The sequence below is a fragment of the Staphylococcus sp. AtHG25 genome (genome assembly GCF_003217445.1).
Taxonomy (GTDB): domain Bacteria; phylum Bacillota; class Bacilli; order Staphylococcales; family Staphylococcaceae; genus Staphylococcus; species Staphylococcus haemolyticus.
The window spans coordinates 1-5,470 of record NZ_QJSN01000034.1 but is presented as its reverse complement, the minus strand read 5'-3'; the positions used below and the strand labels follow the sequence as shown (position 1 = coordinate 5,470).

General features: G+C 26.7%; 4 protein-coding genes and 3 pseudogenes. 4 read left to right on the top strand and 3 right to left on the bottom strand.

Annotated elements, in window-relative coordinates; all coding sequences use genetic code 11:
- From BDW31_RS12200 to blaR1, 3 genes and pseudogenes are all read right to left on the bottom strand, one after another.
- Nucleotides 1-76: pseudogene (locus tag BDW31_RS12200) on the bottom strand (recombinase family protein); the annotation flags it as partial.
- A gap of 263 nt (nt 77-339) precedes the next feature.
- Entirely contained in the window at nt 340-720 is a 381-nt protein-coding gene (blaI, locus tag BDW31_RS12195) for a penicillinase repressor BlaI (protein ID WP_001284653.1), read from the bottom strand.
- Complete coding sequence (blaR1, locus tag BDW31_RS12190; RefSeq protein ID WP_001096392.1) at nt 710-2,467, bottom strand: beta-lactam sensor/signal transducer BlaR1; 1,758 nt, start codon at nt 2,465-2,467, stop codon at nt 710-712. Before blaR1 ends, blaI begins: the two co-directional genes overlap by 11 nt.
- A 106-nt stretch (nt 2,468-2,573) precedes the next feature.
- On the opposite strand from blaR1, the gene blaZ reads away from it, so the two are divergent.
- From blaZ to BDW31_RS12165, 4 genes and pseudogenes are all read left to right on the top strand, one after another.
- On the top strand, nt 2,574-3,419 hold the full coding sequence (gene blaZ / locus BDW31_RS12185; RefSeq protein ID WP_000733268.1) for a penicillin-hydrolyzing class A beta-lactamase BlaZ: 846 nt from the start codon (nt 2,574-2,576) through the stop codon (nt 3,417-3,419).
- A 290-nt stretch (nt 3,420-3,709) separates the two neighbouring features.
- Nucleotides 3,710-4,231 (top strand): annotated as a pseudogene (locus tag BDW31_RS12175) (replication initiation protein); the annotation flags it as partial.
- An 18-nt stretch (nt 4,232-4,249) separates the two neighbouring features.
- Nucleotides 4,250-4,736 (top strand): annotated as a pseudogene (locus tag BDW31_RS12170) (replication-associated family protein).
- 300 nt (nt 4,737-5,036) lie between these two features.
- On the top strand, nt 5,037-5,470 hold a 434-nt coding region (locus BDW31_RS12165), incomplete at its 3' end, for an SDR family oxidoreductase (protein ID WP_142641293.1).

Below are 5,470 nucleotides of genomic sequence, written 5' to 3'. Positions count from 1 at the left end.
CATATTGATTTAATCGATCTTCCTGCAAATTCAAATTTTGCAAACCAGTTGAGACTCTTGCATAACCTATTTTCAAAATACAAACCTCCTATGTAGATTTTCATTGTACCATAACTTAATTCTAACCATATTTATGAACATAGATTTTCTGTTGGGTTATTGAACACTAAAATATGTATACTAGCTATATATCTAGATATAAAAAGAGAGTGTACAGAAAATGGTTATTTTATGTACACTCTCATCTTTACTAATATATTTTAAATGTTATTAACAAAACTAATTTAATAAGAGTCAAGTATAGTTTACATATGTATAATGTTTGAAACATATCTCTAATTACTTTTTACTAATATCATTTAAAATGTCTCGCAATTCTTCAATTTCTTTGTTATTTAATTCTTCATTTTTCGCAAAATTTAGCACTAAACTTTTCATGTCCCCTCCATACAGTTTATTAAGAAAAGTTTTAGCAGTTTTCATTTTAATATCGTCTTCTTTAATATTTGATGAGTAAAAATAAATATTCTCTGATTTGTATCGTTTTATAATCTCTTTTTTATATAGTCTTGTGATTAATGTTCTAATTGTTTTATCGCTAACTTCTTTATATTTTTGAATTTCAACTACAATTTCATTAGCTGATACTGATTTTTTATCCCATATTATATTCATAACATCCCATTCAGCCATAGATATTTCAACTTGCTTATTGGCCATTTAAAACACCCATTTCTTTTAATATTTTTTCACTGATTAATTCAGCATTTTTCCCAGACGGGTTTCCATCTGATAAATGTGTAGCAAAATAATACTTATCATGATTTGTAATTACGTAACCTACAAACCACCCATTATTATACTTCCCGTTTACTATACCTGTACCTGTTTTCCCATACAGTTCATACTTTTCATTTTTCTTAATCAATAATGAAGAAGATAATTGATTCTTTGCTTTTTTACTAAAATGGTTATTTTGTTCCATCATATTTTTAAAAACTATTACTTGTTCAAGATTAGATATTTTCAAACTATCTTCCATCCAATAGTTTTTATAACTTCCCAAATTTTCATTACCATAATTTAATTGCTTGAGTTGAGCCGCAGTATAGTTCTTTGGTATTTGATTACTAATACGTTCGAAGTACCAATTAACTGAATTTTGCATTGCTGTATTTAAATCTTGTTCCTTATTCCAAGACTCGAAAGGATAATGTTTATGATTCCATGACATACGTGAATTTTTATCACTTATGATATGACGGTCAAGTCCAAACATCGCTAAATAAATTTTATAAGTTGAATCAGGAGAATATCTTTTTCTACTTTCTTTTTCATTATAAATATAGTATTTGTCTTTCTTCATGCTGTACATGACGAAAGATCCACTATTTGAACCAAAATTTTTACTTTCATCTAAAATTTGGTGATCGTTCTGTAAGGGCTTTTTATAATTATAATCAGTTATGGATTGCCCCATCAAAAACTGGCTTTGAATTACTATGAGCAAAAAAGTAAAAATACAAATAAAAATTGGAATTAATTTAGACTGTTTTTTCAAATTGGCTTCTTTTATATTAATTAATCTTCTTTTGAGTAATGACTTTTTACCATTAAATGAATGGCTTAATATATTTTTATTAAAAAATGGAATATTTAATACGGAGTCCATAATAGATTCCGCATAAGTTTTAAATTCATTTTTGTTAATATTATTAAGAACAAATCTATCAGCTTCTACTTCATTGTCATGAATTATCTTTCTTTTTACAATATGTATTAATGGATTGTAACTCATAACAATAGAGAAGATATTAAAGATAATTAAATGTAAAGTATCTCTATTTTTAGCATGAGCATATTCATGCAGTATTATATATTTTAGTCTTTTATCAATTACACTTTTAAAATATGAACTAGGAATCAAAATAATATATTTCCCATACCAAAAAGTTATTGGAGATTGAATAGTCTCTGCTTTTCGAATCACAATATTTTTTTTATATTGATGGTTGAAAAGTATCGTATCTACTTTATTTTTTTCATTTTCGTTTAGATAAAGTGACTGTTTCTTTAAATATTTAAGATATAATAAGGATTTCAAAAATTTAAAACTTAAAATAATAACTAAAACTATCCAAACAACTGTGCAGATATTATCAATTGAATCCCAATTAAACTTATGGATATCTGTTGTGAACTCTTGAATAGGTTTGGTGGTATTTATGTTATGGTTCAAGTCGTGTGACTTACTTTCAACTGTGGGCGCTTGATTATTCACATTATTAAATTTTATAAAAGAGAATTTAATTGGGATAAAAGGTATTAATCCAGCAAGCACTGTTAGATACCAAACTTTATAATTTAAACTATAATTAAAATAGCGTTTTAATATGTACTTAAAAAATACTAACAATAGAAATATAAAACAAAAGCTTACTACGCTCGTTATTAGTAATTTAGCCATTTTGACACCTTCTTTCAAATATTTATAATAAATAATTGACACAAATATTACAAATGTAATATTATATATTCGTAAAAATTACATTTGTAATATTGGAGGGTTTATTTTGAAAAAGTTAATATTTTTAATTGCAATTGCTTTAGTTTTAAGTGCATGTAATTCAAACAGTCCACATGCCAAAGAGTTAAATGATTTAGAAAAAAAATATAATGCTCATATTGGTGTTTATGCTTTAGATACTAAAAGTGGTAAGGAAGTAAAATTTAATTCAGATAAGAGATTTGCCTATGCTTCGACTTCAAAAGCGATAAATAGTGCTATTTTGTTAGAACAAGTACCTTATAATAAGTTAAATAAAAAAATACATATTAACAAAGATGATATAGTTGCTTATTCTCCTATTTTAGAAAAATATGTAGGAAAAGATATCACTTTAAAAGAACTTATTGAGGCTTCAATGACATATAGTGATAATACAGCAAACAATAAAATTATAAAAGAGATCGGTGGGATCAAAAAAGTTAAACAACGTCTAAAAGGACTAGGAGATAAAGTAACAAATCCAGTTAGATATGAGATAGAATTAAATTATTATTCACCAAAGAGCAAAAAAGATACTTCAACACCTGCTGCTTTCGGTAAGACTTTAAATAAACTTATCGCAAATGGAAAATTAAGCAAAGAAAACAAAAAATTCTTACTTGATTTAATGTTAAATAATAAAAGCGGAGATACTTTAATTAAAGACGGTGTTTCAAAAGACTGTAAGGTTGCTGATAAAAGTGGTCAAGCAATAACATATGCTTCTAGAAATGATGTTGCTTTTGTTTATCCTAAGGGCCAATCTGAACCTATTGTTTTAGTCATTTTTACGAATAAAGACAATAAAAGTGATAAGCCAAATGATAAGTTGATAAGTGAAACCGCCAAGAGTGTAATGAAGGAATTTTAATATTCTAAATGCATAATAAATACTGATATCATCTTATAGTTTGTATTATCGTTGACATGTATAATTTTGATATCAAAAACTGATTTTCCCTCTATTATTTTCGATATTTATTTTCTTAATTCTCTTTAACAAACTAGAAATATTGTATATACAAAAAATCATAAATAATAGATGAATAGTTTAATTATAGGTATTCATCAATCGAAAAAGCAACGTATCTTATTTAAAGTGCGTTGCTTTTTTCTCATTTATAAGGTTAAATAATTCTCATATATCAAGCAAAGTGACATATTAGTGTTAATAATGATTTGAAGCATATACTCAATTCAATTACTGCTGATTTCACTAAATTTGAACTACAGGAAATGACACAACTAAAATCAACTTATGCAAAAAATATGTTTAGATTACTAAAGCAATATAAACATACAGGATATTTCAAAATTCAAATTAATGATTTCAGAGAACGTTTAGATATTCCGAAAAGTTATCGAATGAGTGAAATTGATAAGTATGTATTTAAACCAATAATTAAAGAATTAGGCTTTTTATTTAAAAATCTCAATATTAATAAAATTAAAGCTAAAAAAGGACGAAAGATTGAATGGTTAGAATTTTCTTTTGAACCTGAGAAACGTATTCATTCGAAACGACAATCTAATATGATAAGTACAGGCAAACCAAAACAATATATAAGCCGTGAAATGACGCCACAATGGTTAAAAAATAACACTTATGAACCAACCACATCTAAGACATCTGCGTATACAGAAGAAGAACGTCAAGCGTTTTTACAAAAAATGAAAAAGTAAAGGAGACCCAGTTATTTGATGAAAACTGTAAAGGAAGTTTCTGAACTTTTAGATGTCTCTAAACAAACAATTCATTATCATTTAAAAAGTTTACCTTCAAATTTGAAGGTAAACAAAGTAGGTAACAAATCATTAATAGATGATAATACAATAGATTATCTAAAAACAATTTTAAATAAAAAAACGACAAAAGAATCGACAAAATTTGATGAAAAATCGACAAACAAAACAGAATCATTAAATAACCAATATAGCAGTTATATCGATAAATACATAGAGCATTTAGAATCAGAAATTCGACAAAAGAATCGACAAATTGACGATTTAACAATTGCATTAAAACAAGAACAATCTTTGAATTTAAATAGCCAAAATATATTAAGTAATACCAAAAAAATAGAAACTGATAATATAGATTCAAAAGAAGATATCATTACTCCAAAAGCATCAAAAAAAAAATGAACAAAAACAATCTATCTTTTCTAAACTATTCAAAAAAAAATAATGGGAGTGGGACAGAAATAATATTTTCTCAAAATTTATTTCGTTGTATTACCCCGGCAAGGATGACTAGGTTTGAAAAAAGCTTGATTCAAGCGCATTTTCAAATCAGTCAGCTTCTGACAAAATGATAAAATAGGCTGAGACATTTTATTTTGTCCCAGCCTATTTCCTATATGACCAGGTAATAATATTGCTTTATAATTATGAAGCAAAAATGGTAAAATAATAACGTTAGATTAGTCTACATTGTTTGTACAGTGAGATTAAGATATAAAAAACGATGATTAAGGAGTTATTTCGAATGATTAATCTTGAAAATAAAACCTTCGTAATTATGGGTATTGCTAATAAACGTAGTATCGGATTTGGCGTTGCAAAGGTATTAGATCAATTAGGGGCTAAACTTGTTTTCACTTATCGTAAAGACCGTAGCCGCAAAGAATTAGAAAAATTATTAGAACAATTAAACCAAGAAGAGCCAAAATTATATCAAATCGATGTTCAAAAAGATGAAGATGTAGTAAATGGTTTTGCTAAAATTGGCGAAGAAGTAGGCAATATTGATGGCGTATATCACTCTATCGCATTTGCAAATATTGAAGACTTACGTGGACGTTTCTCTGAAACATCACGTGAAGGTTTCTTACTTGCGCAAGATATCAGTTCATATTCATTAACAATTGTTGCGCACGAAGCGAAGAAAATAATGCCAAACGGTGGTAGTATTGTTGCAAC